A 16,156-nucleotide genomic window follows, 5' to 3' on the forward strand; every position below is an offset into this window, starting at 1 on the left:
ATGAATCAAGAAACCTTATTATCCTTTAGTAGCAATGCCTTATTTATTGCCTTCATTCTACTACTGATTGCGATTGTGCCATTAGGGCTTGCAGTCAAATCGAAAGGGAAGATGTTTGGCAAGCTAGGTATACTCCTTACTTATGCTGCCTTTGTCCTGCAAGTCGTTTATTTTGTGGTGAGATGGGTAGCTGTAGAGCACGCACCCGTCAGCAATATGTATGAATTTATGACGTTCTTTGGCATCATGCTCACAGGGAGTTATCTCATCATCCATTTTTTATACAAGCAACTTGTTGTGGGCTTATTTACAATTCCTGTGTCCTTAATCATTCTTGGCTATGGAAGCGTTTTCACTAAAGAAGTGTCACCACTTGTACCTTCCTTGCAGAGTCACTGGTTAACGATACATGTGATGACCGTCGCTTTTTCCAGTGCGATTCTATCAGTGTCCTTTGCCACTGGTTTAATATTTTTATTAAGAACATTGGATGTTTCCAAAAAATCCATCCGTACATATTCGTTAGAATTTGTCTTGTATTGCTTAGTTGTCGTAATTGGATTTATCGGCATTTCGACTTTTTTCAGCCTAACAGCGAATGACCTACAAGTACAATTCGAGAATGCTCAAGGTCAATCTGAAAAAGTAGTCTATTCCATGAAACCCTTAATCGTGAATAAAGGAGCAGTCACAGAAAATGGTGAGGCAGTTGGTTTAATCGAAATAACAAATAAAATAGATGCTAAAAAGTCAAATTCGATTGTCTGGGCATTTATGATGGGTACGGTCTTATATGTTGCCATTCGTTTGGTTACAAGGAAATCGGTGAGTGCTATATTAAAGCCATGGACAAGTCGCGTTCAGCCACAATTAATGGATGAAATCTCCTATCGAGCAGTTGTCATTGGCTTCCCATTATTTGCATTAGGTGGTCTGTTATTTGCCATGATTTGGGCACAGATAGCTTGGAGTCGGTATTGGGGATGGGATCCTAAAGAAGTTTGGGCTCTCATTACTTTTTTATTCTATGCAGCCTTTCTCCATTTCCGCTTATCCAAAGGGTGGGAAGGGGAGAAAACAGCCTGGCTTGCCATCATTGGCTTCGGTATCATTGTGTTTAACCAGGTGTTTGTTAATCTAGTGATTGCAGGCTTGCATTCTTATGCGTAGGGATCCTTTGCTCAATTTGCCATTAGATGTAGGAGCAACGCAATTAAATAGAAGGGACGCCTTCAATCTATTCAAGCGAAGCCATACGATGAAAGGAAAAACTCGATGACCATGTCCTTTCTTCTAAAATTGAATATTGTTAGTCTGTTGTATAGTTTGATTTTCTTTATATGTATAGCATTACAACTCAATTATTATCGATTCCTACGACTTACAGGCTGGACAGCGGACAATTTGGATCATGTCTTGCTTATAGTTCAATTAGTAGGGGCTTTAGCGTAGCGACGATATTTATATATAAGCTCGCCATTACATGGCTTGAGCATCGTCGCTGAATTTATGAAACAATGATTTTATGGTTACCGTATACTGTGATTTTCACTATGGTTTTTACCTATCTGTTTCCCATTTCCGATCCAGAAGATATGCCAGTACCTGTTCAAGGGCTTATTCTGTTGGTCATGCTTGGTAGCTATCCGTTGTATATTGGAATCATGAGTCTTGCTGCGAGGACATGAATAAAGAGACATCCTTAAAGGGGATGTCTCTTTCATTTGCTCGTCTATGTTAGGTGAATATTATAGTTTCACTACATTCGTTGCTTGAGGTCCACGGTTGCCTTCTTCTACGCCGAATTCAACTTTTTGGCCCTCTTCTAAAGTTTTGAAGCCATCTGTTTGAATAGCTGAGAAATGTACGAATACATCATTGCCACCTTCAACTGCGATGAAGCCAAAACCTTTTTCTGCGTTAAACCATTTTACTGTCCCTTGTGTCATGTAAACACCCTCCCAAAAAAATTCAACAATCAATTTCTTCAATACATATAAAAAGCGTGTTTAAAGGCCATATTGCCTTTGAATACAAGTTTTTAATCGTAGCAATGAAGTAATGTAATTATTAGTTTTATTATAGTACAGAATTGTTTGTATATCCAGTAAATTCCGTTTTTAGTAAGAAAAAATTTACAATTGTAATGTATTAGTAATGAAATATTCTTCTAGCATTAGTCAATCCATGCTTTTTCCTTTGCTACAATGACTGCCTCTGCACGAGATTCAACGTTTAATTTAACGAATAATTTCGATAAATAATTCTCTACGGTTCTTTGGGTCACACCGATAGCAGAAGCAATGGCTTTATTTGTACAGCCTTGAGCTACGAGCTGTAAAATTTCCTGTTCTTTATCGCTGAGTAATACTTCCTGCTGGCTATTCGGCAAATTGGATCGTTGCTGGACAAAATCTAAGAAGTCTGCTGCCAGTAATATTTCGCCACGTAGGGCTGCTTGAATCGTTTGGATGACTTGCTCTTTTGTTGCTAGTTTTGATAATAAGCCATCAATCTTTTTCTCAATTAATAGCTCATAATAATCGGCAAGCTCGTAGCCTGTATAAAGAATAATGAGGGCCTCTGGTTGTTTTTTCTTGATCATTTCTGCTAGTTGGATACCGTTGATCGGTTTCATATTAATATCAATGAGAAATAACTGAAAGGCTTCCGTATCCATTCTTAGTAAAACTGCTGCACTATCCTGCTCTGTTTCAATCTGGACATTGACTAAATCCTGTAACAATGTTTTTGTACCATCTAAAACGACAGGATGGTCATCTATAATAAGTATGTTCATCATATGAATCCCCGTCCTCTTGTATTTGAATAAAAATATGCATGCCTTCATTGTGGCTAGATTGGATGGTGATGTCCCCGTTAAAGGCACGGACACGCTCACGAATTCCATTAATGCCCATGGAAGCTGAGGACTGAATTAAATCCTCAATATCACAGCCTACTCCATTATCATCATATTGTAGAATAAAGCCTTGAGGTATCGCTCGTAGAGTTAATGAAACTTCTGTAGCATTAGCGTGTTTAATCGCATTATTTAATAGCTCCTGTACTAGGCGATAGACGACTAGATGGAGCGTGACATCCTGAAATTCCACTCGTTCAATTTGAGAGCTTACTAAAAAGTCAGCCCGTATTTTTACCTTTTGTATTAATTTTTTTAGGGCTATTTGTAAGCCGAAAGTATCGAGTAATGGTGGACTTAAATTCTCACAATACTCTCGTAGATCCTTTGTGGCATTCAGGAGCTGTTCACGAATATCCAATATGGTGTCCTTTTGAATAATAGGAGTGCCAGCAAGGACATCGAGTTCTCTTGCTAAATGTAGCTGCTCCTGCAAAATCGTATCGTGTAGTTCCTGTGCTAAAATAGTCTTTTCCTTCTCAATAATATTCCATAATAGTTTATCAAGCCAAGGTAGTGGTGTATCACTGGTGTTTTTCATATGTTGAACTTCGAGTACTAAATCTTCAATTTGCTGTAAATTATTAATAGACATTGAAACATAAAGTGCGAGTAGCTCTAGCCACAGTAGTTCTTCCTTTTGTAGCGTATGCTTTATTTCTAACATTATTTTTTCGTCACCTGCATCATGCAGTAGCAATTTTGTGTAGTGGCTTCCGAGCAGGGGAGCTGGTGTATCCTCTGTGACTGTACTTATAAGAAAGGCTGTCGTGCCTAACTTTTCAGTAATTTCATACTTAAAGCGTTCCAGTAATTCTTGTTGATTTTTAGCCTTGCCCATACGTTGCACGGCGGCATATAAATTATGTACATAATTTCCAGTAGAAGAAAAAATAATTTTTCGATACTTAAAATCAATACGTTCCTTAATATAAAAACTAGCCATCATCACCATGAATACTAGTAAAAAAATACTTGTACCATGGACAATAGATAATTGACCCATAAACAAGAGGGCGATGCCAGTTGTCAGTAGAAGGGCACTGAAAAACGCCAGCGTTGAATAATAACGTAATCGTGATAATTGGTATTCAATATCAAATAATCGTTCATTCACTTGGATGAACAAAAATGAAAAAGGTATAAATAATAAAAATAACGCGGCAATATCAGCATGTAATAACGGCTTATGACCTAAAATTTCAGGTGTCACAAAAAAAATCAGGAATGGCAAAAATGGAACGATAAAGGCGATGGCAATCAACCGAATTTTAGCCAATTTTGTCCGTAAATAACTAGTTAATAAAATATAAATAGCATATAGCACTAGGATGGCGAATATACCTAAGTTCAGGAGAGGCGTAATCTCTCGAAATGAAGGATTGAAAACTTCCAGTAAGTAGCAAACTGGGATGATCAGTGCTGAAAAATAAAGCCATTTGCTGTCTATATAAGCCCATTTGATTTGAAGGTAGCAGAAAAAGTGCTGTAAAAAATGAATGAACAGCACCATGCATAAAATAATACATATGCCAATCACAATCTGGCCAATAAGATTGCCCCTTGCCGATGCCCCTGTACTAATATAGGCCAACGAACAGGTTAACAAAAATAAAGTCAATAAAAATGTCGGAGGGTTATCTTTATTGCGTCGCCATAAATAAATGGCCACACCGAAAGCTAAAAGAAAATAAAACATTGGGAATAGAATTTGCAAATATAATTCTTCTGGCATATCAATATGCTTCACATCAATTGTTTGAATGGTCCCATCCGTCTTTTGGATAGTTAATTGTTTAGCACTTCTAATCAGTGAGAACAATCGCACAGAGCGATTTTCCCAGGCTGGCTGCCCATCAATAGCTAGTACAATATCACCCTGTTCAATATTTTTTTGATGAGCCCATGAAGTGTAGTAGCTATCCATAATAGCTGCTTGCCTATTTGTTGTATCAAGGGTGAGACTAATAAACGGTGTTTTTATGGCAATCGCTAATACGTAAATGCCGAGCATTAAATAGGTAAGAAAAATACAATATGTCCATTTTTTCATTTTGAAACCTCTGTTTGCTAGATGATAATAAACTCCTATATATTATCGCTAATTATTGATAAATTTGGAATACCGAAATAGAGGCTTTCGGAAAACCACTATTGCGTTTTCGGAATGACGAAATAGTTTTTTCGGACATGGCTATGATAGTGTAAGTTTAATAATTATGACGAAAAGGGGGACGATGACGTGAAAAAAGGCGTTTTAACACTAATTCTTTTTTTCTTAATCGCTTTGATTACGATCCCATTGACCACGAAGGCTAAAATGGTTCATGAAGATAAAGTCGAGGTTGAAATTTGTCTAATCGGTAGTGATAACCATTTTGTTTATAAAATTCCAAAGAGATTACATAAAGATATACCCTATACGGAGATGAGAAATGGCATACAAGCATCTTTAGCCAGTCATTGGGAAATTGAAGAAGCTCGTTACGATACGAATAAATCGGATGTTTCCTATACTTTTTACATTCAGGACTTATTCCAAGAAAAGCAAGATGGGCAGTTAAAAGTTGCCATTCCCTATAGTATTTTGGTAGGGATGTTTGGAGAGCAAGATCCGATTCAATTGAAAATTTTAGCGAGTAAGCTATCGAATTGGACGGTGAACACGAAGGATTGGACAGCGCTTGGTTTTATGGAACCTTTTACTTTTTTAAGTGAACGTCAATATGTTTACGATGGAGCAGTGAATGATTTATTGAACCAAAGAGTAGGTCATTTTGATGGTACGATTCAGAAACGTCCATTTATTCTTTACGCGGTCATCTATTTTAGTTTTATGGTAGTCCAATTGCTAGCTTGTTTTATTTTATCGAGACGATTAAAAAGGAAAGTCATCAACAATCCAGCCAATTTACATCAGTTCCGTAAACTAAATTACATGTACCAATCATTGCCAATCATGATTATTGTTGTGCAAATTGTATTCCTTGTACTTTCGGGGTTGATTACGGCATTTGGTCTTTATTTTAGTCCTGGTATCGATTTATTAGTTATTGTTGGACCTGTTTTATTAAATATCATCTTGCTTCCTACCTTTTTTGTCACAACAGAGAGTGAAATTTCTAGAGAGCTGAAGAACACTTCCTCTCATTCTGGCTACTAATGAAATAATTTCTTCATACGAAAATACGTGATGAAATGGTATAATGGTCAACAGCAAACTGGAAGGAGCTGTTGAAGAAAAATGACGCATCCAGAAATGGCGTACTTAAACTTACTACAACATATATTAGAAAATGGCACGAAAAAAGAGGATCGAACTGGGACGGGTACATATAGCGTCTTTGGTTATCAAATGCGTTTTGATTTAAGTAAAGGATTTCCTCTTTTAACGACAAAGCGCGTACCTTTTAAGCTTGTCGCGAGCGAATTATTATGGTTCATTAAAGGGGATACGAATATCCGTTATCTATTGCAACATAATAATCATATTTGGGATGAATGGGCATTTAAAAAATGGGTTGAATCAGATGACTATACAGGACCAGATATGACCGATTTTGGTCGACGTTGTTTAGTGGATGACGCATTTAATACATTGTATCAGCAAGAGTTAGCCTCATTTTGTGAGCGTGTCCTAGCAGATGATGACTTTGCTCAAAAATACGGAGAGCTTGGCAATGTCTATGGCAAGCAATGGCGTCATTGGACAACTTCTACTGGGGAAAGTATCGACCAGTTGCAGGATGTCATTCATCAAATCAAGCATAATCCAGATTCACGCCGTATTATCGTCAATGCGTGGAACCCTGAGGATGTTATCAATGCAGGTGCGAAGGGCAGTAAAGCCGCATTGCCACCATGTCATGTCATGTTCCAATTTTATGTATCTAATGGCAAATTAAGCTGTCAGCTTATGCAAAGAAGCTTGGACACATTATTAGGCTGTCCTTTTAATATAGCTTCGTACGCATTGTTAACACATTTGATTGCACATGAGTGTGGATTAGAGGTGGGCGAATTTATTCATAGCATTGGGGACGCGCATATTTATGCGAACCATGTGGAACAAGTAAAAGAACAGCTTGCTCGGGAGCCAAAGGAACTACCAACGTTACACATCAATCCAAATAAAGCATCGATTTTTGATATCGAGCTTGAGGATTTATCAATCGAAGGGTATGATCCACATCCCGCTATTAAGGCTCCGATTGCCGTCTAACATAAGCAGCAGCCATTTTGGTTGCTGTTTTTTTGGCACTATAACTAGGTCAAAATATATGTTTTGCTAAATAGGCTAGTAGTTGGATGACTGATAGCTAGGAAGTTGATTATAGTAATTGTGGGATTGTTAGCATTATTTGGAATGGGTAGTCGGTCAAATTTATGGTAGAGGTGAAAGTTGTGAAGAAAACAATGGTCATTCAGGAAGTAGAAGAAAATGAGCAACAGTCCGATCATCTAGAACGAAAAAAGGTTTCCGAGCAACAAGCGCAGGACGCTAATACCGCCAATTTATCCCGGCAACAACTTTTCGACATGATGCAAGTGATTGAAGAAATCCGTATGAATGGCTATAAAGAAAGACTATAAATGTAAGTGCCTTCTAAGCTATAATGGCTGAGGAGGTGTTTTTTATGAACGTAATCTTTATAGATTCAGTCACGGGTGATGAATTATTACACATGGTATCACACGACGTGGCAGGTATACTTGTGGCAGTACAGGGGGAAAGCGTGACTTTTCCAGTAGGTCATTTTAAATATGAATTTCATAATTTAGATTTTTATGAGGACAATGGGCAAATACGCCAGGAACTAGTGATTTATGTCAATAAAATCTAATTGTATGTATAGATAAGTCAAGAAATGGAACTATAAAAGCAGGTAGCGAAAAGCAATGTGCTTGCTTTTTTATTTACCTGTAACTATAATAGTTACAACAGGTGGTGATACATATGGTGAACAGTCGATTTTCGGTGGCGATCCATATTCTTTCGCTAATTGCTACAACATCTGATAAAAGCTTACTTACGTCCGATTTTATCGCTGGAAGTGTAAATACAAATCCAGTGGTTGTAAGACGTATGATTGGTGTTCTGAAAAAGGCAGGCTTACTTTTATCACATTCAGGGGTTGCTGGGTATGAGCTTTTAGTGGAGCCAAAGAATTTAACACTTTTAGCAATTTATCAAGCAATCGATGGGCCAGAACAGCTTTTTGCGATTCACGATGAGCCGAATCCAGCGTGTGCAGTGGGACGAGAAATCCAACATACTTTGGAAGATGTGTACACATCTATTTGGCAGGCAATGGAAGCACAGCTACAGGCACAGACTTTGCAGGATGTGCTAGATCAGCTTCGTACTTAAGCGAAGATGATCTATCTGTATCTAACCTGTAACTAAAATGGTTACAACTATAAATTAAGGAGGAACATACAATGAAAATTGCTGTCATTGGTGCAACAGGTAAAGCAGGACAAAAAATAGTAGAGGAAGCGGTGCAACGTGGTCATGAAGTAACAGCTATCGTTCGTTCTGCCGCAAAAGTAACAACAGCTATTCCCGTAATAGAAAAAGACGTGTTTCAATTAACAAAGGATGACGTGAATGACTTCGATGCAGTAGTGAATGCGTTTGGCGCACCAGCTGGACAGGAAGATTTACATGTGAAAGCGGGTCGTCATTTAATCGAAATTTTCGAAGGCATTGATACAAAATTATTGGTTGTGGGAGGGGCAGGTAGTCTTTTTGTAGACCCTGAAAAACAAATCCGTGTAATGGAAACACCTGATTTCCCAGCTATGTTCCTAGCAACTGCGCAAAATCAAGGACAAAACCTACAGGACCTACAACAATCTGCTATCCATTGGACATTTTTAAGTCCATCTGCATTTTTTGATCCAGAAGGTCCACGTACAGGTCACTATACAACAGGAGTCGATCATTTATTAGTAAATGAAGCTGGTGAAAGTTATGTAAGCTACGCAGATTATGCAGTGGCAGTATTGGATGAGCTTGAAAATCCTCAACACCCAAATAGCCGTTTTACTGTAACATCGAATAAATAATAGAAGAATGAATGAGCCAATAGAATGGACCTAATCGGTTATTCTATTGGTTTTTTTGATTCACAATGAAATTTTTAATGCCATCGCATACAGTTGCCTAATTATTTTGTATCGAACCTTTATCGGCTAATAATGCTAGGGCATTATTAAAATGTGCTCGGTTTTTAGCGATTTCTTTGCTTTTTTGAAGGATTTTTTTCGTTTACAGAAAAATGACTGTTTACAATACGACTTTTATTAGCTACTATCAAGTGTGAGTATTACATAAAAGGAGACGACAATGATGTCAACACAACGTATAGAAAAAGATTTTTTAGGTGAGCGCGTATTACCAGCAGAGGCTTATTACGGAATTCAAACACTACGTGCAACGGAAAACTTCCCGATTACAGGCTACACAATTCACTCTTCACTTATTAAGGCGATGGGGATTGTGAAGAAAGCAGCTGCGTTAAGTAATATGGAAGTACACCTATTATCAAAAGAAATTGGTGAGGCAATTGTCGAAGCAGCACAAGAAGTAATTGATGGCAAATGGGATGCTGAATTCCTTGTAGACCCAATCCAAGGTGGAGCAGGTACATCCATCAATATGAATGCAAACGAAGTCATCGCCAACCGTGCCCTAGAAATTTTAGGGAAAGAAAAAGGTGACTATCATACAGTAAGTCCAAACAGTCATGTCAATATGTCACAATCAACAAACGATGCTTTCCCAACAGCCATTCATATCGCTGTGTTAAATTTAATAGATGAATTATTAGAAACGATGGATTATATGCAATCCGTTTTCCATCAAAAAGCAGAGCAATTTGCTCATGTCATTAAAATGGGACGTACGCATTTACAGGACGCAGTGCCAATTCGCTTAGGACAAGAGTTCGAAGCTTATTGCCGTGTCATCAACCGTGATATTGTCCGTATTCGTCAAACACGTCCAAACTTATATGATGTAAATATGGGCGCAACTGCAGTAGGTACAGGCTTAAATGCTTTCCCAGATTATATTAAATCTGTCGATGAGCATCTTGCAGAAATCTCAGGTTTACCATTAAAGGGTGCGACACATTTAGTTGATGCTACACAAAATACAGATGCTTATACAGAAGTATCGGGTGCGTTAAAAATTTGTATGATTAATATGTCGAAAATTGCAAATGACTTACGCTTAATGGCTTCTGGTCCACGTGCCGGCTTAGGGGAAATCCTTTTACCAGCTCGTCAACCAGGTTCTTCGATCATGCCAGGTAAAGTAAACCCTGTTATGCCAGAAGTACTGAACCAAGTGGCTTTCCAAGTGATTGGTAACGACCATACAATTTCATTAGCTTCTGAAGCAGGTCAATTAGAGTTAAATGTTATGGAGCCTGTATTAGTATTTAACCTAATCCAATCTATCAGCATTATGAATAATGTTTTCCGTGCGTTTACAGAAAATTGCTTAAAAGATATTGAAGCAAATGAAGAACGTATGAAAGAATATGTAGAGAAAAGTGTAGGGGTACTAACTGCCGTGAACCCTCATATTGGCTATGAAGTTGCTGCTCGTCTTGCACGTGAAGCAATTCTAACAGGTCGTTCAATCCGTGAGCTTTGTATTGAAGCGGGTGTTTTAACAAAAGAACAACTAGACCTAATTTTAGATCCTTATGAAATGACACATCCAGGTATCGCTGGCTCAAGCATCATGAACTTAAAATAATAGTATGGACTGTAGATATGCCTTTGTGGCTGTCTATAGTCTTTTTTTATGCGATTATTAGAACTTTACTCATATAAAAGGGGGCTTTTTCTTATGTTTTTTAGGCTTATTCAACTATAATACTGGTATGGAAGTAATATTTTAGTTGGGGGAATTTGTTATGAGTTTACGAAATAAGAGTTTACTTGGCTTTTCAGCTTTAAATGTGTTAATGATTATTATTTTATTTTTAGATTTGGCCAATGTAACAACATTAGAATGGCTTGCAACCGTTTTAACCATCTTGGGAATTGCCATTACACTTTCGTACACGGTCTATGTCCATTTTAAAGTGATACAGCCTATCAAACAGTTAACGGAGGCTGCACAAGGGATTACCTCAGGCAAATTGGATACAGTTGTCATTGAGGTACATGATAATGGGGAAATCTCTCAGCTAGCACAATCTTTTTTAGACATGAAAAATCAATTACGAACAATGACACAAAAAATTGCGAATAGCTCTACAGATTTATCGACAAGTATTGAAGAACTATCAGCAAGTACGAGTGAAATTACGCTAGCTGTGGAGGAAGTAGATCAGCAGATAGAGAAAACATCGGATGGCTTGAAGCAAGCTGCACAATCTGCTAGTGATAGTGCCCAGGCGATGCAAGAAACTGTCGATGGAATTGAACGTATTACCGTTGCTACACAGGATGTTTTTAGTCATGCCAAAGAGGCCAATGAAATTGCTGGAAATGGGGTAGCTATTTTACATGTAGCAAAGGAACAAATGCAATTTATTTCATCGTCAACTGACAAAACAAGTAGTTTGATGCAGCAACTATCCACTAAAATGTCGGATATTAAATCGATGACCGATATGATTACAGCAATTACTGATCAAACCAATCTATTAGCCTTAAATGCGGCCATTGAGGCTGCACGGGCTGGAGAGCATGGTAAAGGCTTTGCAGTAGTAGCAGAAGAGGTCCGTCAATTAGCTGAGCAATCGAAGCATTCTGCTACGCAAATTGTTGATTTAGTAGTAGGCATTGAACATGATACAAAACAAGTAGCTTCATCGGTGGAGGAGGATTTGAAAAATGTTCAGCAAGGTGTTTATGTCATTGATGAGGCGACAAAATCATTCGGGACGATCACACAGCATGTAAGTCGTATGAATAACCAGCTTGAAGACATTTCCGCAACAGCCGAACAGCTTTCCAGTAGCGCAAATGAAGTGGCATCAACGGTCATAACTATTGCGGATGGAATGGGCCGTTTATCGAATTACACAGAGTCTGTTTTGCAGTCAATGGATGAGCAAACTGCCTCCATGCAAGCTGTCAATCACGTCACACAGGATTTAAGTGTGCAAGCTGATAGTTTACAAAAGTTAACCAATCAATTCGGTGCTTAAGAGGCAAGTGGGAAATTTCAAGGGTTTATAGCCCTGAAATAATGTTCCTAAACAAATAAATTTACAAGTTTTTTAGTATAATTTTATTGTCACTTTACTCCACATGATAAGAGGCTTTTTTACAGTTGACCAATTTTCTGTAAAATAAGCCTCTTTTTTTATGAGTTATTTATAAAACTTGTAAATTCACAGATAAATAAAAATGTTGAATTTTTTAATTTAGTTTCTTATAATGGACTAGCTGTTACCTCTATTACTCACTTCAACTATTGCAACCCGCGTTCGCCGGGTCAACAAGTCATTTCTATTTCTCTTCGCATATCCCTTGCGAAATCATAATTTGTAAGACAACAATTACATGCTAAAAAAAACTAAATGGTATTAAAAAGCTCATGCAATTGAAAGGAAGTCTGCTTCGAAAAATATTATTGAAAGATAATTCTGAATATAGGAAAGAGAGAGATTGATTTGAAGCTATCACCAGTAGAACAAGAAAAACTACTCCTCCATGTGGCAGGAGAACTTGCGCTGAAAAGAAAAGCTCGCGGTTTAAAGCTAAATTATCCAGAAGCTGTTGCCCTTATTAGTAGTTTCATCATGGAGGGTGCTAGAGATGGAAAAACTGTCGCACAGCTAATGAGTGAAGCTAAGCATGTTCTGACAGCAGAGGACGTAATGGAAGGTGTCGGTGACATGATTTCAGATGTACAGGTGGAATGTACCTTCCCAGATGGGACAAAACTTGTCACAGTCCACCGTCCAATTCAGTAAAGGAGTGTTGGCAGATGATTCCTGGAGAAATCCGACCAAAAAATGGTGTGATTGAAATCAATGTGGGCAGGGCAACAAAAAAGGTTCTAGTAGCCAATACAGGTGACCGTCCGATTCAAGTAGGTTCACATTTTCATTTTATCGAAGTGAATAGATTTCTAGAATTTAATCGTGAAGATGCAATCGGTATGCATTTAAATATTCCATCAGGGACGGCAGTTCGCTTTGAACCTGGGGAAGAAAAAGAAGTAGAGCTTGTCGAATTTGGTGGGAAACAACATGTCTTTGGCTTAAATAAGCTAACAGAAGGGTCAACTCACCATAAAGATGAAATTTTAGACAAGGCAATTGAAGGTGGCTTTAAAGGAGCGGAAGAAAAATGAAGGTAACACATGAAGCTTACGCGAAAATGTTCGGTCCTACAGTTGGCGACAAAGTGCGTTTAGCTGATACAGATTTGTGGATCGAAATAGAGAAGGACTATACATCCTATGGAGATGAAGGTGTCTTTGGTGGTGGTAAATCATTGCGTGTTTCAATGGGGCAAAATGGTAAAAATACACGCAATGAAGGTGTGCTAGATACAGTCATTACTAACGTCATCATTATCGATTATACGGGTATTGTGAAAGCTGATATCGGTATTAAAGATGGCCGAATTATTGGTATCGGCAAAGCAGGCAATCCGAATAGTATGGATGGCGTCGATCAGGATATGATTATCGGCGTAGGGACAGAGGTTTATGCAGGGGAAGGGCTTATAGCAACAGCTGGTGCCATTGATACGCATATCCACTTCATAAGTCCCGATCAAGTTGAAACGGCCCTATTAGCAGGCACAACAACTTTTATTGGTGGCGGAACAGGACCAGCAGCAGGTTCAAAGGCGACAAGCCTAACTGCTGGTGAATGGCATCTACATCGCATGTTACAGGCTGTGGAAGGCTTTCCAATGAATGTTGGATTACTTGCTAAAGGTAGTGCCTCGGACCCAGCACCAATTATCGAGCAAGTTCGTGCGGGTGCCATCGGATTGAAGATTCATGAGGACTGGGGGGCAACACCTTCCGCACTGGACCAAAGCTTAACCGTTGCAGACGAGTACGATATTCAAGTAGCCCTGCACTCCGATACATTAAATGAAGCAGGATTTGTAGAAGATACAATCAATGCCATCGATGGCCGTGTTATTCATATTTTCCATACAGAAGGTGCTGGTGGTGGACACGCGCCTGACCAGCTAGTAATGGCATCTTTACCAAATATTTTGCCAGCCTCGACGAACCCTACGAAACCATTTACGACGAACACGATTGATGAGCATTTAGATATGCTGATGGTATGCCATCACTTAAAGCATGATGTGCCAGAAGATGTCGCATTCGCAGATTCACGTATCAGACCTGAAACGATTGCTGCAGAAGATATTATGCAGGACTTAGGAATATTGAGCATCATGTCTTCGGATTCACAGGCGATGGGTCGTGTGGGAGAGGTGACGATACGGACGTTCCAAACAGCAGACAAAATGAAAAAGCAACGTGGACCTTTGCCACAGGATGAGGGCAAGGAACACGATAATTATCGCGTCAAGCGCTATATGGCGAAGCTAAATATTAACCCAGCAATCGCACATGGTATTAGCCATGAGGTTGGTTCACTGGAAGAAGGAAAGTTAGCCGATATTGTTTTATGGGAACCAGCGTTCTTTGGCGTAAAGGCTGAAGTGGTCATCAAGGCTGGTATTGCCGTTTATGGTATTACAGGTGATCCAAATGCATCTATTCCAACGCCGCAGCCAATGAAAGGGCGTCAGACTTATGGCTTCTACGGACAAGGTCCTCAAAATTGTGGCATGACATTTTTACCGAAAATTGCGGTAGAAGAAGGATTGCCAGAAAAATTAGGCTTAAAACGAATGATTGGGACGGTTTCGAATTGCCGAAATATTCGTAAATCTGACATGAAGCTTAATAATGAGACGCCAGAAATTGATGTGAACCCAGAAACATATGAAGTAAAAATTGATGGTGAATTAGCAAAATGTGAGCCGGTAGATGTACTACCAATGGCTCAACGATATTTCTTATTCTAAGCAATTAAAGTGAGAGTAACAGCCAATAAAAAGACAATGAGGTGCTAAACATATGTTAATCGAAAAAATTATTGGGAATATTGCCCACGAAGAAGAACATCAGCAAAAGACAACAGAATGGATTGAGCTAGAATGGGAGGAATTAAGCAAACGAATTCTTCGCACAGAAACAGATCAAGGTACAGACATTGCTTTACGACTAGAAGGTGATGAACCATTAAAATATGGTGATTTATTATTTGAGGATGATCACCTTCGTATAGCAATTCGTACAAAATTAGAGCCTGTCATTGTTATTACGCCCAAAGACATGCATGAAATGGGAAAATCAGCTTTCGAATTAGGAAATCGTCATACGCCTTGCCTAATTGAAAACAATGAAATCATCGTACGAGCAGATCATACGATAAATCCATTATTAGATGAAATAGGGGTGCACTATGAAACAACAGAAAGACGTTTCAAGCAGCCATTCAAATACCGTGGACACTCTCACTAATTTATCGATACTGCAACTTTTACAAATTCATGATTCGGCATTCCCAATAGGTTCATATACACATTCCTATGGTATGGAAACGTATATTCAAGAAGATCTCATTTGCACAAAGGAACAATTAATCGAATTTTGTCAGGGCTATTTATTTCATAATTTAGTGCACGGAGATGCGATTCTTATTCAAGAAGCATTCCATGCAGCAAAAGACAGAGATATTGCTCGTCTTACAGAGCTCGATGAACTTTGTGGGGCTATGAAACTTGCTAAGGAATCTAAAGAGGCGAGTGTCAATGTAGGGAAGCAATTTGTACGAACTGTGACACCGCTTATGGAATACCCCTTTTTATCGCAGTGGAAGGAGAGAATCGAGCGTGAAGAAGTAAAGGGACATTACGCCGTGCTTTATGGAATCTATTGCGAGGCGCTAGGTGTCAATGTCTTTCACGCAGTGATGACCTTTATGTATGCATCAATTAGCGGCCTAGTACAAAATGCTGTACGTGCAGTACCGTTTGGTCAGAATACAGGTGTCCAAGCATTGAATGAGCTATTGATTTCGGTAGAAGAAGCAGCGCAAACAGTGATGTCATTAACGATGGATGATTTAACGAATAATGCGTTAGGGATTGAATTGGCATCCATGAAACATGAGTTTTTATATTCCAGATTATTTATTTCATAGAAAGAGA

17 protein-coding genes are annotated in these 16,156 nt (G+C 38.6%); 14 read left to right on the top strand and 3 right to left on the bottom strand.

Going from position 1 to position 16,156, the window contains the following annotated elements; translation table 11 throughout:
- Entirely contained in the window at positions 1-1,170 is a 1,170-nt protein-coding gene (gene ccsB / locus KVT27_RS07475) for a c-type cytochrome biogenesis protein CcsB (protein WP_217581043.1), read from the top strand.
- Between the two features lie 578 nt (positions 1,171-1,748).
- Here ccsB and KVT27_RS07480 read toward each other — a convergent pair.
- The 3 genes from KVT27_RS07480 to KVT27_RS07490 form a co-directional block, all read right to left on the bottom strand.
- Positions 1,749-1,949, bottom strand: a complete 201-nt coding sequence (locus tag KVT27_RS07480) for a cold-shock protein (protein WP_012294314.1) — start codon at positions 1,947-1,949, stop codon at positions 1,749-1,751.
- A gap of 227 nt (positions 1,950-2,176) precedes the next feature.
- Positions 2,177-2,803, bottom strand: coding sequence for a response regulator transcription factor (locus KVT27_RS07485; protein ID WP_217581044.1), 627 nt, complete (start codon positions 2,801-2,803; stop codon positions 2,177-2,179).
- Entirely contained in the window at positions 2,778-4,976 is a 2,199-nt protein-coding gene (locus KVT27_RS07490; RefSeq protein ID WP_217581045.1) for a sensor histidine kinase, read from the bottom strand. Before KVT27_RS07490 ends, KVT27_RS07485 begins: the two co-directional genes overlap by 26 nt.
- Positions 4,977-5,165: 189 nt before the next feature.
- Between KVT27_RS07490 and KVT27_RS07495 the strand changes: the two genes are divergently transcribed.
- The 13 genes from KVT27_RS07495 to KVT27_RS07555 all read left to right on the top strand — a co-directional run bounded on the left by KVT27_RS07495 (position 5,166) and on the right by KVT27_RS07555 (position 16,149).
- The gene (locus KVT27_RS07495) at positions 5,166-6,086 is read left to right on the top strand and encodes a hypothetical protein (RefSeq protein WP_036145920.1); all 921 of its coding nucleotides are present in this window, start codon (positions 5,166-5,168) and stop codon (positions 6,084-6,086) included.
- Between the two features lie 81 nt (positions 6,087-6,167).
- Positions 6,168-7,145, top strand: coding sequence for a thymidylate synthase (locus KVT27_RS07500; RefSeq protein ID WP_008174863.1), 978 nt, complete (start codon positions 6,168-6,170; stop codon positions 7,143-7,145).
- 182 nt (positions 7,146-7,327) lie between these two features.
- Positions 7,328-7,516 (top strand): hypothetical protein, encoded by a 189-nt coding sequence (locus tag KVT27_RS07505; protein WP_254636138.1) that lies wholly within the window; start codon positions 7,328-7,330, stop codon positions 7,514-7,516.
- A gap of 44 nt (positions 7,517-7,560) precedes the next feature.
- Positions 7,561-7,767 (top strand): thymidylate synthase, encoded by a 207-nt coding sequence (locus KVT27_RS07510; RefSeq protein ID WP_217581047.1) that lies wholly within the window; start codon positions 7,561-7,563, stop codon positions 7,765-7,767.
- Positions 7,768-7,880: 113 nt separating this feature from the next.
- Entirely contained in the window at positions 7,881-8,294 is a 414-nt protein-coding gene (locus KVT27_RS07515; RefSeq protein WP_025117200.1) for an Rrf2 family transcriptional regulator, read from the top strand.
- A 71-nt stretch (positions 8,295-8,365) separates the two neighbouring features.
- Complete coding sequence (locus KVT27_RS07520; protein ID WP_036145915.1) at positions 8,366-8,995, top strand: NAD(P)-dependent oxidoreductase; 630 nt, start codon at positions 8,366-8,368, stop codon at positions 8,993-8,995.
- A 280-nt stretch (positions 8,996-9,275) separates the two neighbouring features.
- A complete protein-coding gene (aspA, locus tag KVT27_RS07525) occupies positions 9,276-10,697 on the top strand; it encodes an aspartate ammonia-lyase (protein ID WP_008174855.1) in 1,422 nt (473 codons plus the stop codon).
- A gap of 160 nt (positions 10,698-10,857) precedes the next feature.
- Positions 10,858-12,102 carry a methyl-accepting chemotaxis protein gene (locus KVT27_RS07530; RefSeq protein ID WP_036145912.1) on the top strand — a complete coding sequence of 415 codons (1,245 nt, stop codon included), beginning with the start codon at positions 10,858-10,860 and terminating at the stop codon, positions 12,100-12,102.
- 468 nt (positions 12,103-12,570) lie between these two features.
- A complete protein-coding gene (gene ureA / locus KVT27_RS07535; RefSeq protein WP_012294325.1) occupies positions 12,571-12,873 on the top strand; it encodes an urease subunit gamma in 303 nt (100 codons plus the stop codon).
- Between the two features lie 14 nt (positions 12,874-12,887).
- Entirely contained in the window at positions 12,888-13,256 is a 369-nt protein-coding gene (locus KVT27_RS07540) for an urease subunit beta (protein WP_008174848.1), read from the top strand.
- Positions 13,253-14,968, top strand: coding sequence for an urease subunit alpha (gene ureC / locus KVT27_RS07545; protein WP_217581048.1), 1,716 nt, complete (start codon positions 13,253-13,255; stop codon positions 14,966-14,968). Before KVT27_RS07540 ends, ureC begins: the two co-directional genes overlap by 4 nt.
- 52 nt (positions 14,969-15,020) lie before the next feature.
- A complete protein-coding gene (locus KVT27_RS07550; RefSeq protein WP_008174845.1) occupies positions 15,021-15,467 on the top strand; it encodes an urease accessory protein UreE in 447 nt (148 codons plus the stop codon).
- Entirely contained in the window at positions 15,409-16,149 is a 741-nt protein-coding gene (locus tag KVT27_RS07555; RefSeq protein WP_235213713.1) for an urease accessory protein UreF, read from the top strand. The genes KVT27_RS07550 and KVT27_RS07555 overlap by 59 nt, the downstream gene beginning before the upstream one ends.
- Positions 16,150-16,156 lie beyond the last annotated feature (7 nt).

It is taken from the genome of Lysinibacillus sp. GbtcB16 (assembly GCF_019091145.1).
GTDB lineage: Bacteria > Bacillota > Bacilli > Bacillales_A > Planococcaceae > Lysinibacillus > Lysinibacillus fusiformis.

What these genes read in the sequence shown, in the direction of transcription:
- KVT27_RS07490 (WP_217581045.1), bottom strand. Translation starts at nt 4,976, where the DNA reads ATGAAAAAATGGACATATTGTATTTTTCTTACCTATTTAATGCTCGGC.
- KVT27_RS07530 (WP_036145912.1), top strand. Translation starts at nt 10,858, where the DNA reads ATGAGTTTACGAAATAAGAGTTTACTTGGCTTTTCAGCTTTAAATGTG.
- ccsB (WP_217581043.1), top strand. Translation starts at nt 1, where the DNA reads ATGAATCAAGAAACCTTATTATCCTTTAGTAGCAATGCCTTATTTATT.
- KVT27_RS07540 (WP_008174848.1), top strand. Translation starts at nt 12,888, where the DNA reads ATGATTCCTGGAGAAATCCGACCAAAAAATGGTGTGATTGAAATCAAT.
- KVT27_RS07510 (WP_217581047.1), top strand. Translation starts at nt 7,561, where the DNA reads ATGAACGTAATCTTTATAGATTCAGTCACGGGTGATGAATTATTACAC.
- KVT27_RS07480 (WP_012294314.1), bottom strand. Translation starts at nt 1,949, where the DNA reads ATGACACAAGGGACAGTAAAATGGTTTAACGCAGAAAAAGGTTTTGGC.
- KVT27_RS07520 (WP_036145915.1), top strand. Translation starts at nt 8,366, where the DNA reads ATGAAAATTGCTGTCATTGGTGCAACAGGTAAAGCAGGACAAAAAATA.
- ureC (WP_217581048.1), top strand. Translation starts at nt 13,253, where the DNA reads ATGAAGGTAACACATGAAGCTTACGCGAAAATGTTCGGTCCTACAGTT.
- aspA (WP_008174855.1), top strand. Translation starts at nt 9,276, where the DNA reads ATGATGTCAACACAACGTATAGAAAAAGATTTTTTAGGTGAGCGCGTA.
- KVT27_RS07485 (WP_217581044.1), bottom strand. Translation starts at nt 2,803, where the DNA reads ATGATGAACATACTTATTATAGATGACCATCCTGTCGTTTTAGATGGT.
- KVT27_RS07500 (WP_008174863.1), top strand. Translation starts at nt 6,168, where the DNA reads ATGACGCATCCAGAAATGGCGTACTTAAACTTACTACAACATATATTA.
- KVT27_RS07515 (WP_025117200.1), top strand. Translation starts at nt 7,881, where the DNA reads ATGGTGAACAGTCGATTTTCGGTGGCGATCCATATTCTTTCGCTAATT.
- KVT27_RS07550 (WP_008174845.1), top strand. Translation starts at nt 15,021, where the DNA reads ATGTTAATCGAAAAAATTATTGGGAATATTGCCCACGAAGAAGAACAT.
- KVT27_RS07555 (WP_235213713.1), top strand. Translation starts at nt 15,409, where the DNA reads ATGAAACAACAGAAAGACGTTTCAAGCAGCCATTCAAATACCGTGGAC.